Here is a 25,869-nt window from a genome sequence, read left to right as displayed (position 1 = left end):
CGGCTTGCTGGCGAATGCGGTGTATCAGACGCAGATGATCGCCTGACAGGTTGCGTTCGCCAGCAAGCCGGCTCCTACACGTCGGGGTGCCGCGCGTTAGAGGATATAACGCGACAGATCTTCGTCTTCCGCCAGCTCACCCAGATGACTGTTCACGTATTCAGCGTCGATCTGGATGGTCCCGCCATCCTGGGCGCCCGCCAGGTCACCGGCACTGAAAGAAACTTCCTCCAGCAACCGCTCAAGCAGCGTGTGCAGGCGACGCGCACCGATGTTTTCGGTCTTCTCGTTGACCTGCCAGGCGATCTCGGCCAGACGCTTGATGCCGTCCGGCAGGAACGCGATGTTCAGGCCTTCGGTCTTCAACAGCTCGCGGTACTGCTCGGTCAGCGATGCATGGGGTTCGGTCAGGATGCGTTCGAAATCCTGCGGGCTCAGCGCTTTCAGCTCGACGCGAATCGGCAGACGACCCTGCAGCTCAGGCACCAGATCGCTCGGCTTGCTCAGGTGGAACGCACCGGAGGCGATGAACAGGATGTGATCGGTCTTCACCATGCCCAGCTTGGTGTTGACGGTGCAGCCTTCGATCAGCGGCAGCAGGTCGCGCTGCACGCCTTCGCGGGACACATCGGCGCCGCCGACATTGCCGCGCTTGGCCACTTTGTCGATCTCGTCGATGAACACGATACCGTGCTGTTCAACGGCTTCCAGCGCCTTGGCTTTCAGCTCTTCGTCGTTGACCAGGCGACCCGCTTCTTCATCGCGAACCATCTTCAGCGCGTCTTTGACTTTCAGCTTGCGGCTCTTTTTCTTGCCCTTGCCCATGTTGGCAAACAGGCTTTGCAGCTGGTTGGTCATCTCTTCCATGCCCGGCGGCGCGGAAATATCAACGCCGCCCATTTCGGCGACCTCGATCTCGATTTCCTTGTCGTCCAGCTGGCCTTCGCGCAGACGCTTGCGGAACAGCTGACGGGTGTTGGAATCGCTGCCCGACGTCGCGTCTTCGTTGAAGCCCGCGCGTGCCGGTGGCAGCAGGGCGTCGAGGATACGGTCTTCGGCGGCGTCTTCGGCGCGGTGGCGAACCTTGGTGATTTCCTGTTCGCGCAGCAGCTTCATCGCAGCGTCGGCCAGATCACGGATGATCGACTCGACGTCGCGGCCCACATAGCCGACTTCGGTGAACTTGGTCGCTTCGACCTTGATGAACGGCGCATTGGCGAGCTTGGCCAGACGACGGGCGATTTCGGTTTTACCGACGCCGGTCGGGCCAATCATCAGGATGTTCTTGGGGGTGACTTCGACGCGCAGCTCTTCAGGCAACTGCATCCGGCGCCAGCGGTTACGCAAAGCGATGGCGACGGCGCGCTTGGCATCGTCCTGGCCGATGATATGGCGATTGAGTTCGTGGACGATTTCACGGGGAGTCATGGACATGGTTTTCAACGGTCCTCGGCAGCATGTAGGTCGGGCAGGCCGCATGAAGGGCGGCCATCACCAGCGGCTTACTCGGCGAGGTCCTGCTCCTCAATGGTGATGTTGTGGTTGGTGAAGACACAGATGTCGCCGGCAATGTGCAGGGCGGTTTCAGCGATTTCACGGGCAGAGAGCTCGGTCTTCAGCAGCAGCGCGCGGGCCGCGGCCTGGGCAAAAGCGCCGCCGGAACCCATGGCGATCAGGCCGTCTTCGGGCTCAACCACGTCGCCGTTACCGGTAATGATCAGCGAAGCGTCTTTGTTGGCAACGGCCAGCATGGCTTCAAGGCGGCTCAAGGAGCGATCGGTGCGCCATTCTTTCGCCAGCTCTACGGCGGCACGGACGAGGTGACCCTGGTGTTTTTCCAGCTGGGCTTCGAAGCGTTCGAACAGGGTGAAGGCGTCAGCGGTGGCGCCTGCGAAGCCGGCGATGACCTGGCCGTGGTAAAGGCGCCGGACTTTCTTGGCGTTGCCTTTCATGACGGTATTGCCCAGGGAAACCTGGCCGTCACCGGCCATGACGACTTTGCCTTGGCGGCGCACTGAAACGATGGTGGTCAAGGGGAGAGTCTCCACGCTGCGGGGCGAAAATGCCCTGATGGAAACTCATATGGGGGTGGGGGCGGGTATTTCAACCGTTGAGTGGATTGAGGGATGAATGGTGACTTCGGCAGGTATCTTCCCAGGAGTCGCCGTTGCCTCGCCCTTTGTAGGAGCGCGCTTGCCCGCGAATGCGGTGTGTCAGGCAATGGATCCGTTGCTGATCCACCGCATTCGCGGGCACGCGCGCTCCTACAGTGGATCGTGCCCGCCTGAAGCGGGGACGATCTTTGGTCGTGCGTATATCAATCTGCAGTGGGTGGCAGTGCCCTAGCGAGCCTGGCGCTGTTGCAGCAGCAGGTTGCTGAAGCCGCCGCCCGCCAGTTGCTTCTGCGCTGTTGTCAGCTGTTCGCGATTGCTGAACGGGCCGACCAGCACGCGGTACCAGGTTTCATCCTTCACCGTGCCCGACTCCACGGTCGACGTTTGCCCCAGCAGAATGATCTGCGCGCGCACTTTCTCGGCATCGGCCTGTTTGCGGAACGAGCCCGCTTGCAGGAAGAACGTCGTCACGGCCGCTGGCTTGGTCACCGCAGGTGCTGGTGGCGGGGTCAAACCGCTGAGCGCCGCCTGGGCGCGAGCCGTGTCGATCTTCGCGGCCACTTCAGGCGTAACCGGCGTGCTTGGCGCAACGACCGGTGGCGTCTTCTCGGGTACCGCTTCGTTCGGCACGATGACTTCAGACTCAGGCAACAGTGTGTAGAAGTCGTATTTGGGCTTCACTGGCGCGGTCGGGCTGGGCGGCGTCTTGTTCGCTTCGGCGATCTTCGCGGCCTTGGCTTCAGCCTTCACGCGCTTGATGTCGTCGCCGCTGCCGGGTTCGAGCTTCATCAGAAAAACGACGAAAGCGCCGACGGTCAGGCCGATCGCCATCCATACCCAGCCCGGAATCGGCTGCTTTGCGGGGGCCTGATACCGGCTGGCGCCGCGCTTGGGAGCAGGTTTCTTTTTAACGGCCAACTTACATACGCTCCAGAGTGTCCAGACCCAGCAACTGCAGGCCTTGCTTGAGGGTGCGACCGGTTAGGGCGGCGAGGCGCAGACGGCTTTGCTGTTGTTCAGGGTTTTCCGCTGTCAGGATCGGGCAGTTCTCGTAGAAGCTGGAGAACAGACCGGCTAGGTCGTACACATAGGCGCAGAGCACATGGGGCGTGCCCTTATCGGCAACGATGTTCACTGTCTCGCCGAACTGCGCCAGACGCGCGGCCAGGTCTTGCTCTTGCGGTGCGTCAAGAATGATCCGGCCCGCGCTTGCGTCGAAGGTTTCGCCCTTTTCGTCGAGTTTGCGGAACACGCCGGCCACACGGGTGTAGGCGTACAGCAGATAAGGCGCAGTGTTGCCTTCGAAGCTGAGCATCTGGTCAAAGTTGAAGCTGTAGTCACTGGCGCGATGCTTGGACAGGTCAGCGTATTTCACCGCGCTGATGCCCACGGCCTTGGCGATCGAGCGCAACTCGTCTTCGGCGACGTCCGGGTTTTTCTCTTTAACCAGCGTATAGGCGCGTTCTTCGGCTTCATCGAGCAAATCGACCAGCTTGACCGTGCCGCCATCGCGGGTCTTGAACGGACGGCCATCGGCGCCGTTCATGGTGCCGAAGCCCATGTGCTCCATCTGCATGCCGTTGGTGACGAAGCCTGCGCGGCGCGCCACTTCGAAGACCTGCTGAAAGTGCAGGGCCTGACGCTGATCGACGAAATACAGCGCACGCTCGGCTTTCAGCACGTTGCTGCGGTAGCGAATGGCAGCGAGGTCGGTGGTGGCATACAGATAACCGCCACCGGCCTTTTGCACGATCACCGGCAGCGGCGTGCCTTCAGCGGTTTTGAATTCTTCGAGGAACACACACTGCGCGCCGTTGCTCTCGACCAGCAGCCCGGCCTTCTTGAGGTCGGCGACGACATTGGCGAGGTCGTCGTTGTAGGCGCTTTCGCCCATGACGTCCTTCGGCGTGAGCTTGACGTTCAGGCGCTCGTACACTTCCTGGCAGTGGGACAGGGAGATGTCTTTGAAGCGCGTCCACAGGCTCAGGCACTCGGCGTCGCCGGCTTGCAGCTTGACCACCAGGCCACGTGCGCGCTCGGCGAACTCCTCGGACTCGTCGAAACGGCCCTTGGCGGCGCGGTAGAAGTTTTCGAGGTCAGCCAGCTCATCGCTGGTCGCCGGGGTTTCCTGCAGATAGGCCAGCAGCATGCCGAACTGAGTGCCCCAGTCGCCGACGTGGTTCTGGCGGATTACGGTGTCGCCCAGAAACTCAAGGACGCTGGCCACACCGTCGCCAATGATGGTCGAGCGCAAATGGCCGACGTGCATCTCTTTGGCCAGATTCGGTGCAGACAGGTCGACCACAACGCGTTGGGCAGGGCCGTTCTTGCGCACGGACAGGGTCGCGTCGGCGAGGGCTTCGTCGAGACGCGCCGCCAGTGCCTGGGTGTTCTGGAAGAAGTTGAGGAAACCGGGGCCGGCGATGTCGACCTGGGTGATCTGCTCGTCGGCGGGCAGCGCGGCGACGATTTTCTCGGCCAGATCACGCGGTTTCAGGCCCGCAGGCTTGGCCAGCATCATCGCGATATTGCTGGCGAAGTCACCGTTTTTCTTGTCCTTGGCGTTCTCCACCTGAATCGCCGGCGTCAGCCCTTCCGGCAAGACGCCATCGGTGACGAGTTGGCTCAGAGCTTGTTGAATCAGCTGGCGAATGGTGTCTTTCATGGTGCTCTCTTTCGACCGCAAGCGCGGCCGCGCCTGGATGCGCGGGTGGAAAAACTGGGCATTATCCGTGGCCGGGGCCACCTTGCCAACCGCGCTGGATGCGCGGTCAACCGATGCGAATCAATAAAGGTCTACCGGGTCCACGTCCAGCGACCATCTGACCTGGCGCCCGCTCGGCATGTTTTCCAGTGTCAGCAGCCAGGTCGCAAGCAGCTTGTGCAGCGGCGCGCGGGCGTTGGCCTGGACCAGCAATTGAGCGCGATAGCGTCCCGCGCGTCGTTCCATCGGTGCCGGAACCGGGCCCAGCAGCTCGATGCCGCCCAGCGCCATGTCCTTCAGCAATCGCTCGGCTTCGGTGCAGGCCTCGTCCAGAAACCCTTCGGCCTGGCCCGGCTTGTGCGCTTCGGCACGCAGCAGGGCCAGGTGCGAAAACGGCGGCAGCCCGGCGGCGCGACGTTCACTCAACGCTTGCTCGGCAAAGGCAAAATAGCCCTGTTCGGTCAGTTGAATTAATAAAGGATGGTCGGCCAAGTGGGTCTGAATGATCACCCTGCCCGGCTCTTCGGCGCGACCGGCTCTGCCCGCGACCTGCACAATCAATTGCGCCATGCGCTCGCTGGCGCGGAAGTCGCCGGAGAACAGCCCGCCATCGGCATCCAGAATCGACACCAGCGTCACGCGTGGGAAGTGATGCCCTTTGGCAAGCATCTGCGTGCCCACCAGAATGCACGGCTGGCCTTTCTGGATGGTCGCGAACAGCTGATTCATCGCGTCCTTGCGCGAGGTGCTGTCGCGATCGACACGCAGCACCGGATAGTCGGGGAACAGAATCGCCAGCCTTTCCTCGGCACGCTCGGTCCCGGCACCGACCGGGCGCAGATCGACCTTGCCGCACGCCGGGCAGTTGCGTGGCACGCGCTCGACATGGCCGCAATGGTGGCAGCGCAACTCACCCGAGCGCTGGTGCACGGTCATGCGCGCGTCGCAGCGAGGGCATTCCGACAGCCAGCCACAGTCGTGACACAGCAGCGTCGGGGCAAAGCCGCGGCGATTAAGGAACACCAACACCTGTTGACCCGCCGCCAGGGTCTGGCCGATGGCTTGCTGCATGGGGCCAGAAATGCCGCTGTCGAGTGGGCGGCTTTTCACGTCCAGCCGCAGGAAGCGGGGTTGCTGAGCACCACCCGCGCGCTGATTCAGACGCAGGAGCGCATACCGACCGGTGTGGGCGTTGTGCAGGCTTTCCAGCGAAGGCGTCGCCGAGCCGAGCACGATCGGTATGTCCTCCTGATGCGCCCTCACCAGCGCCAGATCCCGGGCGTGATAGCGCAGGCCTTCCTGCTGTTTATAGGAGCCGTCGTGCTCCTCGTCGATGATGATCAGCCCCGGGTTTTTCATCGGGGTGAACAGCGCCGAGCGGGTGCCGATGATGATGTCGGCCTCGCCATCGCGCGCCGCCAGCCAGGCGTCCAGCCGGTCGCGATCATTCACCGCCGAGTGCAGCAGCGCGATGCGCGCGTTGAACCGCTGCTCGAAGCGCGCAAGGGTCTGCGGGCCGAGGTTGATTTCCGGAATCAGCACCAGCGCCTGCTTGCCCGCTTCCAGGGTTTCGCGGATGAGCTGCAGGTACACCTCGGTCTTGCCGCTGCCGGTGACGCCCGCCAGCAGTGAGGCGTGAAAGCTGCCAAAACCCGAACGGATGGCTTCATAGGCGGCCCGTTGCTCGGTGTTGAGCGGCAGTTCCGGCTGCGCCAGCCAATGCTCGTGCCGCTCGGCCGACCCATGACCGCGCACCTCGACAGTTACCAGGCCCTTGGCGAGCAGCAGATTCAGGCTGTCGCGGTTGAGCATCAGCTTGCTCAGCAACTGGTGAGCGACGCCGTGGGGGTGCTGGGCCAGCGTGCGCAGCGCTTCTTTTTGTTTCGGCGCCCGGGCGATGCGCGGGTCATCGATGCTGGCGTCTGGCGCGGCATGCCAGAACCGCTCTTGCCGCGCTTCTGCGGGCTCGCCCTGACGCAGCAACACTGGCAACGCCCAGCTAAACGTGTCGCCCAGGCTGTGCTGGTAATACTGGGCGGTCCACAGGCAAAGCTTGAACAAGGCCGGTGGCAAGGGCGCTTCGGCGTCCAGCACGGCAATGGCCGGCTTGAGTTTGTCGGCCGGCACGTCACTGTGCTCGACGACTTCCACCAGCACGCCGATCATTTCCCGACGGCCGAACGGCACGCGCAGGCGCATCCCCGGCTGCAAGGCACTGCGCGGCACACCTGCGGGGGCAAGGTAGTCGAACAGGCGACGCAGCGGCGAGGGCAGGGCGAGGCGCAAGATGGCGTCGGGCACGCGGGGGATATCCTGTTACGGAGTATGACGAAGGGCGCGATCTTAGCAGACGACCGGCGTGAACGTTCCCTTGCGTGATTGGCGTTGTCTGTTAATATGCGCGGCCTAATTCCGTGCGGTATTCAACAATAGTGTTGGGTGGCGGCACGATAGCCTGAGGAAATACCCATGAAAGCTGATATCCATCCAGTTTACGAAGCCATTGACGCAACCTGCAGCTGCGGCAATGTCATCAAAACCCGTTCCACACTGGCCAAGCCTCTGAGCCTGGACGTGTGCAACGAGTGCCACCCGTTCTACACCGGCAAGCAAAAAACTCTGGACGTCGGCGGTCGTGTCGACAAGTTCAAGTCGCGTTTCGGTGCGTTCGGTCCTACCAAAGCTCCTGCTGCTGCAGAGTAAGGTTGGCCGTTCTGGAGTCGCCGATGCGTTTCTCCAGGCTGCTTAAAAAGGCGTCCCTCGCGGGCGCCTTTTTTATGTCCGCGATTTGGCTTTCGGCGGCCCAGGCCTTGTGCCCGGCGCCGCCGTCTCTGCCTGTGGTTCAGGTGCAGCGAGTGATCGATGGCGACACGGTGCGCCTGAGCGATGGACGCAGCGTTCGCATGATTGGCCTGAATACGCCAGAAACCGGTAAAAAAGGTCAGTCCGCCCAGCCATTTGCCGTAGCGGCCAAGCGTCGTTTGCAGGCGTTGGTTAATGCCAGCGACGGACAGGTCAGGTTGCGTGTGGGTGAAGAGCCGACCGATCACTACGGTCGCACCCTCGCCAATGTTTATGGGCGGGACGGCGCCAACCTTGAAGCTCAACTGCTGGCGGAAGGCCTTGGCTATCTCGTCGCAGTCTCCCCGAACGTCGCGCTGGTCAGCTGCCAGCAGGCCGCAGAAAAGTCAGCTCGCCAGGCCGGCCTGGGTCTGTGGCGCCACTCGCCGGTCCAGCCGGTTGAACAGATCAGCACTGGCGGGTTTGCGCTGGTCAGCGGACAAGTGACCAAGGTGCAGCGCAATGGCGGCGGCGTGTGGATCGAATTCGGCGATGCGCTGGTGCTGCGCATTGCACCCAGGCTGCTTGGCCAGTTCGACACCGCCGCGCTGCAGCGCTTGAAGGGTCAGCGAATCGAAGCCCGTGGCTGGGTGGTTGATCGTTCGCGGCGGGGCGGCCTTAAATCAGGTCAGTCGCGCTGGATGATGGCAGTCACTCATCCCGCCATGTTGGATACAGTTGATAAATAAATTGTAGACATTATTGTCGGTGATTGTCGCGGCTAGAGGCCTTATGTTCCGTGGCTCTACGCTGAAAGTCGTAGATGCGGCCTCTTGACACAGGTGACCCGCCAGTCTTGTTAGGACTTTATGACTTGCGTATGCTCGGCGGTCCGTCTGTCCAACAGCAAAAAAGCGGAATGCCCTCATGTCAGATTTGAAAACTGCCGCTCTCGAATATCACGCTCATCCCCGTCCAGGGAAGCTCAGTGTCGAGATCACCAAAGCCACTGCAACCGCTCGCGATCTGTCGCTGGCCTACAGCCCGGGTGTGGCTGAGCCGGTCCGCGAAATCGGTCGCGATCCGGAGCTTGCCTACAAGTACACCGGCAAAGGCAACCTGGTAGCGGTCATCTCTGATGGCACCGCGATTCTGGGTCTGGGTAACCTTGGGCCTCTCGCGTCCAAGCCGGTCATGGAAGGCAAGGGCGTGCTGTTCAAGCGCTTTGCCGGGATCGACGTGTTCGATATCGAAGTCGATTCGGAAAGCCCGCAGGCCTTCATCGACACCGTGCGACGCATCTCCATCACCTTCGGCGGCATCAACCTGGAAGACATCAAGGCACCTGAGTGCTTCGAGATCGAAAAGGCGCTGATCGAGCAGTGCGACATTCCGGTTTTCCACGATGACCAGCACGGCACCGCGATCGTCACCGCAGCCGGCATGATCAACGCGCTGGAAATCGCCGGCAAAACCCTGGAAGCGGCGAAGATCGTCTGCCTGGGCGCTGGCGCTGCGGCCATCTCCTGCATGAAGTTGCTGGTGAGCATGGGCGCGAAGATCGAAAACATCTTCATGATCGACCGTAACGGCGTGGTTCACGACGGGCGTACCGACCTGAATCAGTACAAGGCGCAGTTCGCTCACTCCACCGACAAGCGCACCCTGGCCGATGCACTGGAAGGCGCCGACGTGTTCGTCGGTCTGTCCGGTCCGAACCTGCTGAGCGCTGAAGGCCTGAAGGCGATGGCGGCCAACCCGATCGTGTTCGCCTGCTCGAACCCGGATCCGGAGATCTCGCCAGAACTGGCTCACGCCACCCGCAACGACGTGATCATGGCGACCGGCCGTTCGGACTACCCGAACCAGGTAAACAACGTGTTGGGCTTCCCGTTCATCTTCCGTGGCGCACTGGACGTTCGCGCCAAGCGCATCAACGAAGAGATGAAGATCGCAGCGGCCAACGCTCTGCGCGAACTGGCCAAGCTGCCTGTACCTCAGGAAGTGTGCGACGCCTACGGCGGCATCGCCCTGGAATTCGGTCGTGAGTACATCATCCCGAAACCACTGGACGTGCGCCTGCTGACCGTCGTTTCCGATGCCGTTGCCAAGGCAGCCATCGAGAGCGGCGTCGCCACCCTGCCGTATCCGAAGCACTATCCGCTGAAGAGCGTGGATGACGTGTTTAACGGCTGATAACTGAGCGACATAAAAAAGCCCTGCAGAGATGCAGGGCTTTTTTGTGGGTGCTCGTTTTGCAGAGTGCCGGCGCTTAGACGTTGCCTCGAACGACTGTAGGAGCCGGCTTGCTGGCGAACCCGCCATGTCAGTCGACGCCTGTATCACTGATTCGCCGGGTTCGCCAGCAAGCCGGCTCCTACAGAGGGTGCGCCCCTGAAATCAGGGGCGTTGCCGAGAGCAGATTTACGCCTTAGTCAGAACAAATCGATCGGCGCTGATTCGTCTGCCGGCAGCGGGCTGCCTGGGGGCGGGCTGCCGCCGAGTTCGTTCACGCTTGGAGGCGTGTCTTCGCTCTTGAACAGCTCGAAGAACGCACCCGGCGTGCTTGGCGTGGCGGAGCGGCCGCTGACCGGGTCGATGCGCAGGCTGAGGATGCCGTCCGGTTCGGCTTGAACGTGGGGCGGCTTGTCCTTCAGCGCGGCGCTCATGTACTTCATCCAGATCGGCAGCGCGACCGTGCCACCAAACTCATGGCGACCGAGGCTTTCCGGCTGATCGAAACCGGTCCAGACCGTCGTCACGTAATCGGCGTTGTAGCCGGTGAACCAGGCGTCTTTCGAATCGTTGGTCGTACCGGTTTTACCGGCGATATCGGGACGGTTCATCGACAGCGCGCGGCGACCGGTGCCGCGTTTGATCACGTCCTGCAGCATGCTGTTGAGGATGTAGACCGTGCGACCGTCAACAATCCGCTCCGCGACCACTGGCGCTGGCGCTGCGCCCGATGCATCCAGCGCATTCGGCACGACGTTGGCAGTCAACGGCGGGGTCTGTGGCGCTGCATAGGTTGATGCGCTGCTGATGGCCGCTTCGCTAACCGCCTTCGGGTTAGGGTCGTTGGCAGGCACTGTCGGTGGATTGGCGACGAACAGGGTTTTGCCCTCACGGTCCTCGATCTTCTGGATGAGGTACGGGCTGAGCTTGTAACCGCCGTTGGCAAACGCACTCCAGCCGCTGACGATTTCCATCGGCGTCAGGGTTGCCGTGCCCAAGGCCAGTGACAGGTTAGGCGGCAAGTCCTGCTTGTTGAAGCCAAAGCGGGTGATGTAATTGATCGCGGTGTTCACGCCCAAGCTTTGCAGGAGGCGGATCGACACCAGGTTACGCGACTTGTACAGCGCCTCGCGCAGACGGATCGGACCCAGGAAGGTGCCCGTGTCGTTCTTCGGGCGCCAGACTTTATCGATGGCTTCATCAACGAACACGATCGGCGCGTCGTTGACCAGGCTCGCAGCGGTGTAGCCGTTGTCCAGCGCTGCCGAATACAGGAAAGGCTTGAAGCTGGAGCCCGGCTGACGCTTGGCCTGCATCGCGCGGTTGTAGTTGCTCTGCTCGAACGCGAAGCCGCCCACCAGCGCACGAATCGCGCCGTTCTGCGGGTCCAGCGAAACCAGCGCGCTCTGCGCCACCGGAAGCTGGCTGAACTTCAGCGAGTTGTCCGGCTGACGCTGCAAGCGCACCAGATCGCCGACATGGGCGACATCGCCGGGCTGCTTGGGACTGGCGCCGACGCTGTTGGTGTTCAGGAACGCCTTGGCCCACTTCATGCTGTCCCAGGCGACGGTTTCTTCGTTCTCGCCATTACGGGTCAGTACACGGATGCCGGTCTTGTCGACCTGAGTGACGATGGCCGGCTCCAGGCCGCTGATCGGACGCTGTTTGCTCAGTTCCTGCACCCAGCCCTCGCGGGTCAGGCCAGGGAATCGGCTTTCAGGCCCGCGATAGCCATGGCGCTGGTCGTACTCGATCAAGCCGTCCTGCACCGCCTTGTTGGCGTCTTCCTGCAAGCCGCTCGGCACGGTAGTGGTGACCCGGAAGCCTTCTGTGTAGGCTGCGCTGCCATAACGACCCACCATTTCGGCGCGTGCCATTTCAGCGATATACGGCGCGTTCACTTCAGGGCTCTGAACGTGATAGCTGGCGTTGATCGGCTCGACAAGGGCGGTCTGGTAGGTGTTCTGGTCGATTTTCCCCAGCTTGAACATGCGGCCCAGAATCCAGTCGCGGCGCTCTTTGGCGCGCACCGGGTTGGCCAGTGGGTTGAATCGTGACGGCGCCTTGGGCAGGCCGGCGATCATTGCCATCTGCGCGACGCTCAGGTCGCGGATGGACTTGCCGTAGTAAACCTGCGCTGCGGCCTCGATGCCGTAAGCCCGGTTACCCAGATAGATCTTGTTGACGTACAGCTCGAGAATCTCGTCCTTGGTAAGTTGGCGCTCGATTTGCAAGGCCAAGAGAATCTCGGTGGTTTTGCGCGAAAAACTGCGCTCGCTCGTCAGAAAATAGTTTTTTGCGACCTGCATGGTGATGGTTGAGCCGCCGGACTGAATATGACCGCTTTTGACCAGTTGGCTGGCTGCGCGCATCAGGCTGCTCGGGTCCACGCCATAGTGGTTTTCGAAGTTGTCGTCTTCGGCAGACAGCAAGGCATGAATGAAATTGGGCGGAATGTCGGCGAAACGGATGGGAGAACGGCGCATTTCGCCAAACTCTGCGATCAGCTTGCCGTCGCTGCTGAACACGCGCAGGGGGATCTGCAGCTGGATATTTCGCAGCGCATCAACCGAGGGCAGGTTCGGGGCCAGGTAGAGAAAGGCGCCGCTCAGACCGAGCAGCAGCCCGCAGACGACCGCGACGATGGACCACCAGACAAACTTCAGCAGGCGTATCAAGGCTTTTGGATTTCCAGAAAAAAGAATGAGTTAGACGCAGGCACTTACAAATGAATACGCCTTGAAGCTTTGGTACACGAAAAAAACGCTGGGCATTATAAGCATTTTTCGTCGTCGAGCGTTATTTGCGCTACTGTCAAGTCAGCCGACAGTGGCACTGGACTAGAAATCTTCCGTAAGTGACGGAAACGCATAGGGAATCGGTTGTGTTCGAACTCTTCAGTAAGAAGGCCAACACCCTTCTGGGGATCGATATTAGCTCCACCTCGGTCAAGCTCCTGGAGCTAAGTCGTTCCGGCAACCGTTACAAGGTCGAGTCTTATGCGGTCGAGCCGCTGCCCGCCAACGCAGTGGTCGAAAAAAACATCGCGGAGCTCGAAGGTGTCGGCAGTGCTTTGACGCGTCTGCTGGTAAAAGCCAAAAGTAACGTCAAAATCGCGGCGGTTGCTGTCGCAGGTTCAGCCGTTATCACCAAGACCATCGAGATGGACGCAGGCCTTTCCGACGACGAGATGGAAAACCAGCTCAAAATCGAGGCCGATCAGTACATCCCGTATCCGCTTGAAGAAGTCGCCATCGATTTCGAAGTTCAGGGCTATTCCGCGCGCAACCCCGAGCGTGTCGAAGTGCTGCTGGCCGCCTGCCGCAAGGAAAACGTCGAGGTGCGCGAGGCCGCACTGGCACTGGCCGGGCTGACTGCCCGCGTGGTCGATGTCGAAGCCTACGCGCTGGAGCGCTCGTTCGGTCTGTTGTCTGCGCAGCTGGGTCAGGACCACGAGCAGTTGACGGTCGCCGTCATCGACATTGGCGCGACCATGACAACCCTCAGCGTGCTGCACAACGGCCGCATCATCTATACCCGTGAACAATTATTTGGCGGTCGCCAGCTCACCGAGGAAATCCAGCGTCGTTACGGTTTGTCCGTGAGCGAGGCCGGGCTCGCGAAAAAGCAGGGCGGGCTCCCCGACGACTACGTCACGGAAGTGCTGCAGCCATTCAAGGACGCCGTGGTGCAGCAGGTGTCCCGCTCGCTGCAGTTCTTCTTCGCAGCCGGTCAGTACAACCGCGTCGACTACATCATGCTGGCCGGGGGCACGGCCTCCATTTCGGGTCTTGATCGCTTGATTCAGGAACGCCTTGGCACGCCGACGCTGGTGGCGAACCCTTTCGCTGACATGGCCCTGAGCGCCAAGGTCAACGCCGGCGCTCTCGCCAGCGATGCTCCCGCACTGATGATCGCTTGCGGTCTGGCCCTGAGGAGCTTCGACTAATGGCACGGATCAACCTACTCCCCTGGCGTGAACAGCAGCGCGAGGAACGCAAGAAACGCTTCATCCTCGCGCTGGTCGGTGTGCTGGTGCTTGGCATCGGCGCCATTCTTTTGGCTGATCAGTATTTGAGCAGTGCCATCGCCCACCAGAATGCTCGCAGTCAGTTCATCAAGACAGAAATCGTGCAGCTCGACGCCCGCATCAAAGAGATCAGCGAGCTGAAGGCGCGGCGCAAACAATTGCTGGAACGGATGAAGATCATTCAGGACCTGCAGGGCAACCGGCCGATCATTGGCCGCATCTTCGACCAGTTGGCCCGCACTCTCCCGGATGGCGTCTATTTCAACGACGTAAAAATGACCGGGCAGATGATCAGCATTTCCGGCGCAGCCGAATCCAATAACCGGGTCTCGGATCTGCTGCGCAATCTGGATGCGTCCGACTGGCTGGAGTCGCCGAGTCTGACGGAGGTCAAGGCCAATACTGCGGGAGGCGTGGATCAGACCAACACCTTCCAGTTGACGGTACGCCAGACGCAGCCGGCCGTTGAGGGGGTCAAGCCATGAACATGAATGATTGGCTCGCTAGCCTGAAAAAGATCGACATCAACGACCTGGACATCAATAACCTGGGTTCATGGCCCGCCGCGGTCAAGACCATTGCCGGCGCGCTGTTGCTGGCGCTGGTGCTGGCCGGTGGGTACTTTTTCTATATCCAGGACATGCAGGCACAGCTCGATCAGGCCCGTGGTGAAGAGACTGCGCTGAAAGAGCAGTTCGCGAACAAGGCCTATCAGGCTGCCAACCTCGCGGCCTACAAAAGCCAGATGGTGGAGATGGAAAACACGTTCGGCGCCTTGCTGCGGCAGTTGCCGAGTGACACCGAAGTCCCCGGCCTGCTTGAAGACATCACCCGCACCGGTCTGGGCAGTGGCCTGGAGTTCGAGGAAATCAAGCTGCTCCCCGAAGAGGCCCAGCAGTTTTATATTGAATTGCCGATCCAGATCACCGTGACAGGTAGTTATCACGACCTCGCGACCTTCGCCAGCGGCGTCGCCAGCCTGCCGCGAATCGTGACCCTGCATGACTTCGAGATCAAACCGCTGGACGCCAAGTCCCCCGGAAAACTGCGCATGAGCATCCTTGCCAAGACCTATCGTTATAACGACAAAGGTCTTCAGAACGTCGACACGAAAGGGCCAGCGAAATGAGGGCGATGCGTTGGTTGTGCGTCGGCGTCACGCTGATGGGGCTCGCGGGTTGCGACAGCTCGAATGAATTTGACGATCTCAAGCAGTTCATGGCCGAGGTGCGTGCGCGGCCGGTTGGCACCATCGAGGCGATGCCCAAGTTCCGGCCGTATGAGGCTTTTACGTATGCGGCGGCCAGTTTGCGCAGTCCGTTTCAGCCGCCGATCAAGATCGATCTGGTCAACCGGCCGAAAGGTTCGCACCTGGTGCAGCCTGATCCGACGCGGGTGAAGCAGTTCCTCGAAGGCTTCAACATCGACTCCTTCGAAATGGTCGGCACGCTGAGCAATGAAACCGGCACCTTCGCACTGCTTCGCGGGGCGGGTGGCGTGCATCGGGTGAAAGTGGGCGATTATCTGGGGCGCAATGACGGCCGTATTACGGCGATCACCGACTCGGCGGTGCAAGTGATGGAAATCGTTCCGGATGGAGAGGGGGCGTGGCTTGAGCGTCCGCTCAGTATTTCCCTCAAGGAACGCTCATGAAGACGGCAAGCAAGCTAAGCACCTTCGGATCTGCACAGTGGTGGAATGTGAACATGAACAGGATTCTTTCGATTGTCGGCCTGTCGCTAGGGATGGCGATGCTTTCACCGGTTGTCCAGGCGGCTAACCTCAAGACGCTGGATGTTGCCGCATTACCGGGGGATCGAGTCGAATTGAAACTGTCCTTCGACGGTCCGGTGGCGGCGCCGCGCGGTTACACCACCGAGCAACCGGCGCGGATTGCGCTGGACCTGCCGGGTGTGACCAGCCAGTTGGCGATCAAGAGCCGTGACTTGGGGTCAGGCAACGCCCACAGCGTTGTGGTCGTTGAAGCCAAGGATCGTACGCGGGTGATCATCAACCTGACCACGCTCGCGCCGTACAGCTCGCGTGTCGACGGCAACAACCTGTTCGTGGTCGTGGGCCAGGGCGCTGCGGCGGCCCAGGGTTCACAGCCGAGCACCGCCATGGGCGCGGCGCGAGTGAGTGTGCCGGCCGCGCAATCGTCAAAACCTGTTGCGCGCTCCTATGCACCTGGCCCGCGGTCGGTAAAAAACGTCGACTTCCAGCGCGGCGAGTTGGGTGAAGGCAACGTCATCATCGAACTGAGCGACACCGGCATCGCGCCGGACATCCAGGAGCAGGGCGGCAAGATTCGTGTCGACTTCGCCAAAACCCAGTTGCCTGAACCCCTGCGCGTGCGTCTGGACGTCAAGGATTTCGCGACCCCGGTGCAGTTCGTCAATTCCAGCGCCACGGGTGACAAGGCCAGTATTTCCATCGAACCTTCCGGTGCGTTCGACTACTCGGCCTATCAAACTGATAACAAGCTGACCATCAGCGTGCGTCCCCTGACTAACGAAGATCAGGAGCGCCGTAACTCGGAAAAACTGGTCTACACCGGCGAGAAGCTTTCGCTGAATTTCCAGGACATCGACGTGCGTTCGGTGCTGCAACTGATCGCTGATTTCACCAACCTCAATCTGGTGGCGAGCGACACCGTTCAAGGCGGCATCACCTTGCGCCTGCAGAACGTGCCGTGGGATCAGGCGCTGGATCTGGTGCTCAAGACCAAGGGCCTGGACAAGCGCAAGATCGGTAACGTTTTGCTGGTCGGTCCGGCTGACGAGATCGCCGCGCGGGAGCGCCAGGAGCTGGAATCACTGAAGCAGATTGCCGAGCTGGCACCGTTGCGTCGTGAGTTGCTGCAAGTGAACTACGCCAAGGCCGCCGACATCGCCAAGCTGTTTCAGTCGGTGACCAGCGCTGAATCGAAAACCGACGAGCGCGGCTCGATCACCGTCGATGAGCGCACCAATAACATCATTGCCTACCAGACCCAGGATCGCCTGGACGAGCTGCGCCGCATCGTGTCGCAACTGGACATCCCGGTGCGCCAAGTGATGATCGAGGCGCGCATCGTCGAGGCCAACGTCGATTACGACAAGTCACTGGGCGTGCGCTGGGGCGGTTCGAGCAGCAAGGGCAATTTCACTACCGGCGGCAGTGGCACTGTGACAGGCGCCTCGGCGACCAACGGTCCCTACGTAGACATGGGCGTGACTGACGCCACCTCGTCCATCGGCCTGGGCTTCCTGACCAACAATACGATTCTCGATCTTGAGCTGACGGCCATGGAGAAGAGCGGCAACGGCGAAGTGGTCTCGCAGCCAAAGGTCGTCACGTCGGACAAGGAAACCGCGAAAATTCTGAAAGGTACGGAAGTGCCTTATCAGGAGGCGAGTTCCAGCGGCGCGACGTCGGTGTCGTTCAAAGAGGCGTCGCTGTCGCTGGAAGTCACCCCGCAGATCACGCCTGACAATCGCATCATCATGGAGGTCAAGGTCACGAAAGATGAGCCGGACTACGTGAACACCGTGCTGGGTGTACCGCCGATCAAGAAAAACGAAGTCAACGCCAAGGTGCTGGTGGCCGACGGCGAGACCATCGTAATCGGTGGCGTGTTCTCGAATACGCAGAGTAAAGTCGTCGACAAGGTGCCATTTTTGGGCGATGTGCCGTATGTTGGCCGCCTTTTCCGGCGCGATGTGGTTTCGGAGTCAAAATCCGAGCTGTTGGTGTTTCTCACTCCGCGTATCATGAATAACCAGGCGATTGCTGTGAGTCGTTGATTCTGTGCGAAATTTAATTCTTGTGGGGCCGATGGGGGCTGGTAAAAGCACCATCGGTCGCTTGCTGGCCAAAGAGCTTCGACTGCCGTTCAAGGATTCCGACAAGGAAATCGAGCTGCGAACGGGTGCCAATATTCCCTGGATCTTCGACAAGGAAGGAGAAGCGGGTTTTCGTGATCGTGAACAGGCGATGATCGCCGAACTCTCCGCACTGGATGGGGTGGTCGTGGCCACCGGCGGTGGCGCGGTCATGCGCGAAGAAAACCGTCGCGCCCTGCACGCAGGCGGTCGGGTGGTGTATCTGCATGCGTCGGTTGAGCAGCAAGTGGGTCGGACCTCGCGGGATCGTAATCGACCGTTGTTGCGCACCGCTGACCCGGCGCGCGTGCTGCGCGAACTGCTGGCGATCCGCGATCCGCTGTACCGCGAGATCGCCGATGTCATCATCGAAACCGATGAGCGGCCGCCACGAATGGTGGTTATCGACATCCTCGCCCTGCTGGCCGAGCTTCCTCCCCGTTAAAGCGCAGACGGAAATGCGCTATCCTCGGCGACCATAAAAAGTGGGGTCGCTACATGGCCTTGCGCCATAGCCGGTGTCGGCGTTTTTTCAGACGCACACAGGCAACTAATTGTTAACAGCGTGGGGACACATGCAGACACTTAAGGTCGAGCTTGGCGAACGCAGCTACCCGATCCATATCGGCGAAGGCTTGCTGGATCAGCCAGAGCTGCTCAAACCGTACATTGCGGGAAAACAGGTGGCGATCGTCTCCAACGCCACCGTTGCGCCGCTCTACATGGACCGCCTCACCCGATCCCTCGCCGGTTACAGCGTCTTGCCGATCGTGCTACCCGACGGTGAAGCCTTCAAGAACTGGGAAACCCTGCAAACCATCTTCGACGCGTTGCTCACCGCACGCCACGACCGCCGCACCACTGTGATTGCGCTGGGCGGCGGCGTTATCGGTGACATGGCTGGTTTTGCCGCTGCCTGTTACCAGCGCGGCGTCGAATTCATTCAAGTGCCGACCACACTGCTCTCCCAGGTCGATTCCTCGGTCGGTGGCAAAACCGGCATCAATCACCCGCTGGGCAAAAACATGGTGGGCGCTTTCTATCAGCCCAATGCAGTGCTGATCGACACGTTATCGCTCAACACCCTGCCTGAACGCGAACTGTCCGCCGGTCTTGCCGAGGTCATCAAATACGGCCTGATCTGTGACGAACCTTTCCTGACGTGGCTCGAAGAGAATGTGGACAAGCTCCGCGGGCTGGATCAGGTCGCGCTGACCACGGCAATCGAGCGCTCGTGCGCCGCCAAGGCGGCGGTCGTCGGTGCCGATGAGCGCGAGTCTGGTGTGCGTGCCACGCTGAACCTCGGCCACACCTTCGGCCACGCCATCGAAACCCACATGGGTTACGGCGTGTGGCTGCACGGCGAGGCGGTGTCGGCAGGCACGGTAATGGCGCTGGAAATGTCGGCGCGTCTGGGCTGGATCAGCGAGCAGGAACGTGACCGCGGCATTCGTATTTTCCAGCGCGCCGGCTTGCCGGTGGTTCCGCCGCAAGACATGACGCCCGAGCACTTCCTCGAGCACATGGCGGTGGACAAAAAGGTCATTGACGGTCGTTTGCGCCTGGTGCTGTTGCGTCGCATCGGTGAAGCAGTGGTAACTGACGAATATCCACAAGAAGTACTACAGGCCACACTGGTCGCGGACTACCGCGCCTTGGTGGATCAGCTTAGAGGTTAATGAGAAATCCATGACTAGTTTGCACGCCGATGAGGCCTTCCTCGGTCATTACCAGTTGAGTCATGACCCCTTTGCAACGCGGGTTCCCGGCTTCAAGTTTTTCCCGGCGCAGCGCAAGCCCGTGCTGGGTCAGCTGCATCATCTCGCGCGCTACAGCCAACTGCTGCTGGTCGTCACCGGGCCTCAGGGCAGCGGCAAGACGCTGCTGCGTCAGGCACTTGTGGCGAGCACCAACAAACAATCGGTGCAGAGCGTGGTGGTGTCGGCGCGCGGTGCAGGGGATGCCACGGGCGTATTGCGCCAGGTTGCCCAGGCGCTGAACGTCGCTCAGGCGGAAATGCGCCCGATCCTGGCGCAAGTCGTGCAGTTGGCGCTGACCGGTCAGGAAGTCTACATCCTGGTGGACGATGCCGAACAACTGGGCGAATCCGCACTCGAAGCGTTGTTGGGATTGGCAGCAGGCACCCCGGAAGGGCGTCCGCATGTCTTCCTGTTCGGCGAGGCTTCGATCATTGATCGCCTGGATCAGCTGTGCGCCGAGAGCGGTACCGAGGAAGAACGCTTCCACGTTATCGAGCTGGCGCCGTATACCGAAGAAGAAACCCGTGAGTATCTGGCTCAGCGTCTCGACGGCGCGGGGCAGGGTGTTGAGTTGTTCAGCGCCGCTCAGATCACTGATATCCACGAGCAGTCCGGTGGATGGCCAGGCGCGATCAATCAGGTCGCGCGCGATTCGATGATCGAAGCCATGATTGCCAGCCGCTCTGCGGTCAAGCGTCCAAGTATGGGGTTCAAGATGCCTAAGAAACACGTGTTGGCTTTGGGTGGGGTGGTTGTCGCAGCCGTTCTCGCGGCGTGGCTGATTCCAGGCCGCAGCAACGCTCCCGCCACTGCGCCAGCCAACTCTCAGGCTCAACTGCCTTTGGGTCAGGGCCAGGCGCCTGCGCAACAATCGAACAACGGTGGCCCGGCCATCGAGTTCGCCGGTAACTCGCAACCAATGCCGTTGCCGATGAACGGCTCACAACCCGCCACGCGCGCGCCACTGGCTGAAGCGGCGGGCTCGGGTGAAGGCGATGGCGAAGATGGCGGCCCTGCGGCCAATCAAGCACTGCAGCCACCGACCGTAACGACCACTGCGCCACCGGCGGGCGCGACGGCAAGTCCTGCTCCAACCATGGCTCAGCAGCCGGTTCCGGCACCGCGTCCGGCCCCGGCTGCCAAGCCAGCGCCTGCTCCGGCCCCTGCCGCAAAACCTGCGCCAGCGCCGACTCAGGTGGCCACCGCTAAACCTGCTCCGGCAGCGGCTGCCAAGCCGGCAGCCGCAGCGTCCGGGGCTGCGGGCAGTGGTTGGTACGCAGGCCAGGCACCGACGCACTACGTGGTGCAGATCCTCGGCACCAGCTCTGAAGCCACCGCTCAAAGCTACGTGAAAGAACAAGGCGGCGAATACCGTTACTTCAAGAAAACCCTGCAGGGCAAGCCTCTGTTCGTGGTGACGTACGGCAGCTTCGCTGACCGCACTGCGGCACTGACCGCTATCAAGGCCTTGCCAGAGAAGATTCAGGCTGGTAAACCTTGGCCTCGTACTGTCGGCAGTATCCAACAGGAACTCGCCGCCGCCCGCTAATGACGCAGGGACCTTATCCAGGTCCCTCGCTTGGCCTTCCCGATATCACGCTTGAGCGTGCTGCCAACGAGCAGCGCGCCTTGCGGTGTCTGCGTCTCAGGCACACATTGATCTTCGGGCTCTCATTGGTCAGACTCGCAAAAAGCTCTGACTAGCACGAGAATCGGTATAAAACCTTTCATTAATGCGACATAAATTTGCGACACTTCGTCGTCAAATTTGTGAGGACTTGTGTCGCTGTGTACAATGACCTCCCTTTTGCTCCCGCAAAGCCGGCATACGTTCGGCGTGGATGGTAACTGGTTGAATTGAAAAGAAATTTGTCTCGTTAAGAGGCAGCCTGGTGAGAATGTGTCTATGAAAGCAGGTCTGTACCATCCAGAAGAATTCAAGGATAACTGTGGTTTCGGCCTGATCGCCCACATGCAAGGCGAGCCTAGTCATCACTTGTTGCAGACGGCTATCGAAGCCCTGACCTGCATGACCCACCGTGGTGGGATCAACGCCGACGGCAAGACCGGTGACGGTTGCGGGCTGTTGATGCAAAAACCTGACACTTTCCTGCGTGCGGTGGCCACCGAGCATTTCGGCGTCGAGCTTCCGCGCCAGTACTGCGCAGGCATGGTCTTCCTCAATCAGGACGACACCAAGGCCGAAGCGGCCCGCGAAAACATGAACCGTGAAATCCTGGCGGCCGGCCTGACCCTGATCGGCTGGCGCCAGGTGCCGATCGACACCAGCGTGCTGGGCCGTCTGGCCCTAGAGCGTTTGCCCAAGATCGAACAGGTGTTCATCGGTGGCGAAGGCCTGAGCGATCAGGATTTCGCGATCAAGCTGTTCTGCGCACGTCGTCGCTCCTCGGTGGCCAACGCCGCCGACACCGACCACTACATCTGCAGCTTTTCGCACAAGACCATCATCTACAAAGGTCTGATGATGCCGCGTGACCTCACGGCATTCTTCCCGGACCTCAAAGACGAGCGCCTGCAAACCGCGATCTGCGTGTTCCACCAGCGTTTCTCTACCAACACCCTGCCGAAATGGCCGCTGGCTCAGCCGTTCCGCTTCCTCGCCCACAACGGCGAAATCAACACCATCACCGGTAACCGCAACTGGGCCCAGGCCCGTCGCACCAAGTTCACCAACGACCTGATGGACCTCGACGAGCTGGGCCCGCTGGTCAACCGCGTGGGCTCCGACTCTTCCAGCATGGACAACATGCTCGAGCTGATGGTGACCGGCGGCATCGACCTGTTCCGTGGCGTGCGCATGCTCGTGCCGCCGGCGTGGCAGAACGTCGAGACCATGGATCCGGACCTGCGCGCGTTCTACGAATTCAACTCCATGCACATGGAGCCGTGGGACGGCCCGGCCGGCATCGTCATGACCGAAGGTCGTCACGCCGTCTGTCTGCTCGACCGCAACGGCCTGCGCCCTGCGCGCTGGGTGACCACCAAGAACGGCTACATCACCCTCGCGTCGGAAATCGGCGTGTGGAACTACAAGCCGGAAGACGTCATCGCCAAGGGCCGTGTCGGTCCGGGCCAGATCTTCGCCGTGGACACCGAAACCGGGCAGATCCTCGACACCGACGCCATCGACAGCCGCTTGAAGTCGCGCCACCCATACAAGCAGTGGCTGCGCAAGAACGCCCTGCGTATTCAGGCGACGCTGGAGGACCACGACCACGGGTCTGCGTTCTACAACCCGGATCAGCTCAAGCAGTACATGAAGATGTTCCAGGTTACGTTCGAAGAGCGTGATCAGATCCTGCGCCCGCTGGGTGAGCAGGGCCAGGAAGCGGTTGGCTCCATGGGCGATGACACGCCGATGGCGGTGTTGTCGCGTCGCGTCCGCACGCCCTACGACTACTTCCGTCAGCAGTTCGCCCAGGTCACCAACCCGCCAATCGACCCGCTGCGCGAAGCCATCGTCATGTCGCTGGAAGTCTGCCTCGGTGCCGAGCGCAACATTTTCCAGGAGTCGCCAGAGCACGCTTCCCGCGTGATCCTCAGCTCGCCGGTCATTTCTCCGGCCAAGTGGCGCTCGCTGATGACCCTCGATCGCCCAGGCTTTGATCGTCAGATCATCGACCTGAACTATGACGAAGCCATGGGCCTTGAAGCGGCCGTGCGCAACATCGCCGATCAGGCTGAAGAAGCCGTGCGTTCGGGCAAGACCCAGATTGTCTTGAGCGACCGCCATATCGCCCCGGGCAAACTTCCGATTCACGCGTCGCTGGCCACCGGCGCGGTGCATCACCGCCTGACCGAAAAAGGCTTGCGCTGCGACAGCAACATCCTCGTCGAGACAGCGACGGCTCGCGACCCGCACCATTTTGCGGTGCTGATCGGGTTCGGCGCGTCGGCGGTCTATCCGTTCCTGGCGTACGAAGTGCTGGGCGATTTGATCCGTACCGGCGAAGTGCTGGGCGATCTGTATGAAGTTTTCAAGAACTACCGCAAGGGCATCACCAAAGGCCTGCTCAAGATCCTGTCGAAGATGGGCATTTCGACCGTTGCTTCGTACCGCGGCGCGCAGCTTTTCGAAGCCATTGGCCTGTCGGAAGAAGTCTGCGACCTGAGCTTCCGTGGTGTGCCAAGCCGCATCAAGGGCGCGCGTTTCGTCGACATCGAAGCCGAGCAGAAAGCCCTGGCCTTCGAAGCCTGGAGTCCGCGCAAACCGATCCAGCAGGGCGGGCTGCTGAAGTTCGTCTACGGCGGCGAATACCACGCGTACAACCCTGATGTGGTGGCGACGCTGCAAGCCGCCGTTCAGCAGGGTGATTACAGCAAATTCAAGGAATACACGGCGCTGGTGGACAACCGTCCGGTGTCGATGATCCGTGACCTGCTCAAGGTCAAGGAGCTCGACACTCCGCTGGGCATCGATGAAATCGAGCCGCTGGAAGGCATTCTCAAGCGCTTCGACTCGGCGGGTATCTCGCTGGGTGCGCTGTCGCCGGAAGCTCACGAAGCGCTGGCCGAGGCGATGAACCGTCTCGGTGCGCGCTCCAACTCCGGTGAGGGCGGCGAAGACCCGGCGCGTTACGGCACCATCCGCAGCTCCAAGATCAAGCAGATCGCGACCGGCCGTTTTGGCGTGACGCCTGAGTACCTGGTCAACGCCGACGTGCTGCAGATCAAAGTGGCGCAGGGCGCCAAACCGGGCGAGGGCGGGCAACTGCCGGGCGGCAAGGTCAACGGCCTGATCGCCAAGCTGCGTTATGCAGTGCCGGGCGTGACGCTGATTTCGCCGCCGCCGCACCATGACATCTACTCGATCGAAGACTTGTCGCAGTTGATCTTTGACCTCAAGCAGGTCAACCCGGCCGCGCTGGTCTCGGTCAAGCTGGTGGCCGAAGCGGGTGTGGGCACGATTGCGGCCGGTGTGGCCAAGGCCTACGCCGACCTGATCACCATTTCCGGCTATGACGGCGGCACCGGCGCGTCGCCGCTGTCGTCGATCAAATACGCGGGCTCGCCGTGGGAGATCGGCCTGGCTGAGACCCACCAGACCCTGCGCGGTAACGACCTGCGCGGCAAGGTTCGGGTGCAGACTGACGGGGGCCTGAAAACCGGGCTGGACGTGATCAAGGCGGCCATCCTCGGCGCCGAAAGCTTCGGCTTCGGCACCGCGCCGATGATCGCGCTGGGTTGCAAATACCTGCGCATCTGCCACCTGAACAACTGCGCCACCGGCGTCGCCACTCAGAACGAAAAGCTGCGCAAGGACCACTACATCGGCACCGTCGACATGGTGATCAACTTCTTCACCTACGTGGCTGAAGAGACCCGTGAGTGGCTGGCCAAGCTGGGCGTGCGTTCGCTGGAAGAACTGATCGGGCGTACCGACCTGCTGGAAATCCTGCCCGGTGAAACCGCCAAGCAGCAGCATCTGGACCTGACGCCGCTGCTGGGCAGCGACCACATCCCGGCCGACAAACCGCAGTTCAGCCAGGTCGAGCGCAACCCGCCGTTCGACAAAGGCCTGCTGGCCGAGAAGATGGTCGAGCTGGCGATTTCCGCCATTCAGTCCAAGAGCAGCGGCGACTACGAACTGGACATCTGCAACTGCGACCGCTCCATCGGCGCGCGGATTTCCGGCGAAATCGCCAAGCTGCACGGCAACCAGGGCATGAACGACGCTCCGGTGACCTTCCGCTTCAAGGGCACGGCAGGGCAGAGCTTTGGTGTATGGAACGCCGGCGGCCTGAACATGTACCTGGAAGGCGACGCCAACGACTACGTCGGCAAAGGCATGACCGCCGGCAAACTGGTGATCGTGCCGCCAAAAGGGAGCCCGTTCAAAACCCAGGACAGCGCCATCATCGGTAACACCTGCCTGTACGGCGCGACCGGCGGCAAGCTGTTCGCAGCGGGCACGGCGGGCGAGCGTTTCGCGGTGCGTAACTCCGGCGCCCACACCGTCGTGGAAGGCACGGGCGACCATTGCTGCGAATACATGACCGGCGGTTTCGTCTGCGTGCTGGGCAAGACCGGCTACAACTTCGGCTCAGGCATGACGGGCGGCTTTGCTTACGTGCTCGATCAGGACAACACCTTCGTTGACCGGGTCAACCACGAGCTGGTCGAGATTCAGCGCATCAGCGGTGAAGCGATGGAAGCCTATCGCAGCCACCTGGAACGCGTGCTGGCTGAATACGTGACTGAAACCGACAGCGAATGGGGCCGCAATCTCTGGGAAAACCTCGACGACTACCTGCGCCGCTTCTGGCTGGTGAAGCCGAAGGCCGCGAGCTTGAAGTCGCTGTTGTCCAGCACCCGCGCGAATCCGCAATAACAGCAGCTGCGAGCGGCAAGTTTCAAGCCG

General features: G+C 61.2%; 18 protein-coding genes. 12 read left to right on the top strand and 6 right to left on the bottom strand.

The window, feature by feature from the left end:
- Positions 1-96: 96 nt before the first annotated feature.
- The 5 genes from hslU to OKW98_RS27240 all read right to left on the bottom strand — a co-directional run bounded on the left by hslU (position 97) and on the right by OKW98_RS27240 (position 7,119).
- The gene (hslU, locus tag OKW98_RS27260; protein ID WP_122533939.1) at positions 97-1,434 is read right to left on the bottom strand and encodes an ATP-dependent protease ATPase subunit HslU; all 1,338 of its coding nucleotides are present in this window, start codon (positions 1,432-1,434) and stop codon (positions 97-99) included.
- Between the two features lie 68 nt (positions 1,435-1,502).
- The gene (gene hslV, locus OKW98_RS27255) at positions 1,503-2,033 is read right to left on the bottom strand and encodes an ATP-dependent protease subunit HslV (protein ID WP_074890792.1); all 531 of its coding nucleotides are present in this window, start codon (positions 2,031-2,033) and stop codon (positions 1,503-1,505) included.
- Between the two features lie 309 nt (positions 2,034-2,342).
- Complete coding sequence (locus OKW98_RS27250; RefSeq protein WP_265387457.1) at positions 2,343-3,032, bottom strand: SPOR domain-containing protein; 690 nt, start codon at positions 3,030-3,032, stop codon at positions 2,343-2,345.
- 1 nt (position 3,033) lies between these two features.
- Positions 3,034-4,779: an arginine--tRNA ligase gene (gene argS, locus OKW98_RS27245; protein WP_265387456.1), complete on the bottom strand. Its 1,746-nt coding sequence runs from the start codon at positions 4,777-4,779 to the stop codon at positions 3,034-3,036.
- Between the two features lie 120 nt (positions 4,780-4,899).
- The gene (locus OKW98_RS27240; RefSeq protein ID WP_265387455.1) at positions 4,900-7,119 is read right to left on the bottom strand and encodes a primosomal protein N'; all 2,220 of its coding nucleotides are present in this window, start codon (positions 7,117-7,119) and stop codon (positions 4,900-4,902) included.
- Positions 7,120-7,287: 168 nt separating this feature from the next.
- Here OKW98_RS27240 and rpmE point away from each other — a divergent pair, with 168 nt between their 5' ends.
- The 3 genes from rpmE (at position 7,288) to OKW98_RS27225 (ending at position 9,795) form a co-directional block, all read left to right on the top strand.
- Positions 7,288-7,521, top strand: a complete 234-nt coding sequence (gene rpmE, locus OKW98_RS27235) for a 50S ribosomal protein L31 (protein ID WP_065986634.1) — start codon at positions 7,288-7,290, stop codon at positions 7,519-7,521.
- Positions 7,522-7,544: 23 nt separating this feature from the next.
- The gene (locus OKW98_RS27230; protein ID WP_265387454.1) at positions 7,545-8,348 is read left to right on the top strand and encodes a thermonuclease family protein; all 804 of its coding nucleotides are present in this window, start codon (positions 7,545-7,547) and stop codon (positions 8,346-8,348) included.
- 178 nt (positions 8,349-8,526) lie between these two features.
- A complete protein-coding gene (locus OKW98_RS27225; protein WP_265387453.1) occupies positions 8,527-9,795 on the top strand; it encodes a malic enzyme-like NAD(P)-binding protein in 1,269 nt (422 codons plus the stop codon).
- A gap of 239 nt (positions 9,796-10,034) precedes the next feature.
- On the opposite strand, the gene OKW98_RS27220 is transcribed toward OKW98_RS27225, so the two are convergent.
- The gene (locus OKW98_RS27220; protein WP_416148557.1) at positions 10,035-12,509 is read right to left on the bottom strand and encodes a penicillin-binding protein 1A; all 2,475 of its coding nucleotides are present in this window, start codon (positions 12,507-12,509) and stop codon (positions 10,035-10,037) included.
- 209 nt (positions 12,510-12,718) lie between these two features.
- On the opposite strand from OKW98_RS27220, the gene OKW98_RS27215 reads away from it, so the two are divergent.
- The 9 genes from OKW98_RS27215 (at position 12,719) to gltB (ending at position 25,839) form a co-directional block, all read left to right on the top strand.
- Positions 12,719-13,783 carry a pilus assembly protein PilM gene (locus OKW98_RS27215; protein WP_265387451.1) on the top strand — a complete coding sequence of 355 codons (1,065 nt, stop codon included), beginning with the start codon at positions 12,719-12,721 and terminating at the stop codon, positions 13,781-13,783.
- Positions 13,783-14,349, top strand: a complete 567-nt coding sequence (locus OKW98_RS27210) for a PilN domain-containing protein (protein ID WP_265387450.1) — start codon at positions 13,783-13,785, stop codon at positions 14,347-14,349. Before OKW98_RS27215 ends, OKW98_RS27210 begins: the two co-directional genes overlap by 1 nt.
- Positions 14,346-14,993, top strand: a complete 648-nt coding sequence (gene pilO, locus OKW98_RS27205; protein WP_265387449.1) for a type 4a pilus biogenesis protein PilO — start codon at positions 14,346-14,348, stop codon at positions 14,991-14,993. Before OKW98_RS27210 ends, pilO begins: the two co-directional genes overlap by 4 nt.
- Complete coding sequence (locus tag OKW98_RS27200) at positions 14,990-15,517, top strand: pilus assembly protein PilP (protein WP_265387448.1); 528 nt, start codon at positions 14,990-14,992, stop codon at positions 15,515-15,517. The genes pilO and OKW98_RS27200 overlap by 4 nt, the downstream gene beginning before the upstream one ends.
- Before the next feature lie 53 nt (positions 15,518-15,570).
- Positions 15,571-17,649 (top strand): type IV pilus secretin PilQ, encoded by a 2,079-nt coding sequence (gene pilQ / locus OKW98_RS27195; protein ID WP_265387447.1) that lies wholly within the window; start codon positions 15,571-15,573, stop codon positions 17,647-17,649.
- Between the two features lie 4 nt (positions 17,650-17,653).
- Positions 17,654-18,172, top strand: a complete 519-nt coding sequence (aroK, locus tag OKW98_RS27190) for a shikimate kinase AroK (protein WP_065986620.1) — start codon at positions 17,654-17,656, stop codon at positions 18,170-18,172.
- Between the two features lie 130 nt (positions 18,173-18,302).
- Complete coding sequence (gene aroB / locus OKW98_RS27185; protein ID WP_265387446.1) at positions 18,303-19,406, top strand: 3-dehydroquinate synthase; 1,104 nt, start codon at positions 18,303-18,305, stop codon at positions 19,404-19,406.
- 10 nt (positions 19,407-19,416) lie between these two features.
- Positions 19,417-21,036: an SPOR domain-containing protein gene (locus OKW98_RS27180; protein WP_265387445.1), complete on the top strand. Its 1,620-nt coding sequence runs from the start codon at positions 19,417-19,419 to the stop codon at positions 21,034-21,036.
- A gap of 357 nt (positions 21,037-21,393) precedes the next feature.
- Positions 21,394-25,839, top strand: a complete 4,446-nt coding sequence (gltB, locus tag OKW98_RS27175; protein WP_265387444.1) for a glutamate synthase large subunit — start codon at positions 21,394-21,396, stop codon at positions 25,837-25,839.
- Positions 25,840-25,869 lie beyond the last annotated feature (30 nt).

Source organism: Pseudomonas sp. KU26590 (assembly GCF_026153515.1).
Classification (GTDB): Bacteria; Pseudomonadota; Gammaproteobacteria; order Pseudomonadales; family Pseudomonadaceae; genus Aquipseudomonas.
Note: the sequence above shows the minus strand (reverse complement) of the source record. Positions and strands in the feature narration are given on the sequence as shown.